At 66.6% G+C, this 1,910-nt stretch carries 2 protein-coding genes; both read right to left on the bottom strand.

Going from position 1 to position 1,910, the window contains the following annotated elements:
• Nucleotides 1–217: 217 nt before the first annotated feature.
• A complete protein-coding gene (locus tag ACZ55U_RS38990) occupies nt 218–706 on the bottom strand; it encodes an SAM-dependent methyltransferase (RefSeq protein WP_465534376.1) in 489 nt (162 codons plus the stop codon).
• A 40-nt stretch (nt 707–746) separates the two neighbouring features.
• Complete coding sequence (locus ACZ55U_RS38985; protein ID WP_465534374.1) at nt 747–1,790, bottom strand: Tat pathway signal protein; 1,044 nt, start codon at nt 1,788–1,790, stop codon at nt 747–749.
• Nucleotides 1,791–1,910: the final 120 nt, after the last annotated feature.

Genomic DNA, 1,910 nt, shown 5'->3' with positions numbered 1-1,910 from the left:
ACAGCGGCACCGCAGTGGTTCAACAGCAAAGGTAGACGCGCCGCACCGCGCGCGATCCTCCTACTGCAAGATCCACTTCTGAAACACGCCCTAGTAGCCCACGGTGCCAGCCGGGGCACCAGCCTCCCCCCGCCTATTCACCCGCATGAGCGACCTTGGACCGCTCACTCTGCTGCGGGCCATCTGCACGCCCCGTGTCGGGCGTGGTTCGGTCCGGTCAGGCTGTGGGCGGTGCTGGTGCGAAGTACTCGCGGAGCATCTCGGTGGTCCACGCGGGTTGGCGGACCTCTCCGCGTGGGCCGAACTCTTCGAACCAGGGCTTCACCTCCAGCACGGGGGTTCCGTCGATGGCGTCCAGGTCCTCGACGTGCAGGTCGAGGCCGTCGACCTTGACGAGTCGGCAGCGGGAGGATCCGAGCCAGTTGATGCGACGCATGTTCCGATGGCCGAATACGCCGACCTCGGGCCAGTCCGGGTTGTCGCGCGGGCGGCGCGCACCGAAGTGCAGGTCAGTCTGGTCGGTTCGGTGGAATCGGAAGATGACGTCGAGGTGGCTGAACTCTTCCAGCCCCTTCGTCGCGTCGAGCGGGAACCGGTCGTGGTCGAGGCGGATGATGGCGCGTGTTCCTCCCCAGTAGTCGTCGGTCGGTTCCGCGCGCCCTCCCACAACGTATCCGAGCGTTTCCACATTGAAGACATCGCTCATTTGTTTTCCCCTCCGGAACGAACCACGCCGGGACGGCGGGTCAGATGGTGGCCGCCAGGTATTCGGCGGCGCGCTGGTCAACGGCATCGATGATGGGCACCTTCCGTCCACGGTAAGGGGACAGCGTGCTGCGGATCTGGAGTGCGACGTTGCGGGTGCGGGCGGAACGAACAGTCTGCATGGCGCTAAGCGACCGGGCCCAGATCGTGCACGCCTCCTCAATGGAGTTCTGGCTGGCCTTCACAAGGCCGAGGTGGCCGAGGGTGACCGCGTGGGTGCGCGTGAAAGCGGACGCCTTCCGTGTCGCGGCGCTGCGTTCGAACTCCCTGGCCGCGCCGTCCAAGTCGCCTATGTCACGCAGCGCTGACGCGGTCTCGTGCGCGAGCGAAGCCTCGGCGAAGAAGAACACCCTGGCTGGCTCGTCGTCGCCGGGAGAGGCAGCCGACAGGTCCCGTTCGGCCTGAAGCAGCGCGGCGTACGCGTCGGCCCTGTGCCCTGCGGCGGCGAGGGCGCGGGCGTTGACGACCCCGAGCAGAGACCGCTCGCGTGGGCTGGCGAGTTCGTACCGTCGACTGGCCATGGATGCCTCGGCGACCCTGACGGCATGGTGCGGCTTCCCGAGGTCAATCGCTTGGTGGGCCATGGCGCGAAGGACATGGCCGGCCATCGCGGGATCGTCCGCCTCGGCCGCCAGCTTGACGGCGACGGTGTAGTAGTGCTGGGCGGTGGGGTGTTCGCCGTTGTCGAATGCTGTCCACCCTGCTAGGTAAGCGAGTTCGGAGGCAGCGGAGAACATGTCCTGCCGTACGCGGTCGGAGGCGAAGGAGCCTCGGAGGAAGTCTCCGACATCCGTGAGAAGGTACTGCGCTACCGCGGTGCGTCCGTGTCCGCCGCCGCGTCGCTGGTCGAGTTGGGAGAAGAGGCCCGTCATCTCACGGACGGCATCCACATCGGCCCGGCCGGCACGGTGCTGGGTGATTCGTCGGCTTCCGGTGCGGGCCATGTGCTCCCACCAGCTGTCGGGCGGGATGCTCAGCGAGCCGAGCGAGAAGGTGAGCGTGCGGAGGAGCTGTCTGCGTTCCACGTCAACGTCGATCCGTCCAAGAGCCGCTAGTACTGCAACGGTGCTTACCGTGACGTTCGTTGGGTTCGCTCGTTGGGCTGTTCATGGGTGGGGACATATCCGAGGTCGATGCTCGTTTCT

This window comes from Kitasatospora sp. NPDC034533, from assembly GCF_055575155.1.
Note: the sequence above shows the minus strand (reverse complement) of the source record. Positions and strands in the feature narration are given on the sequence as shown.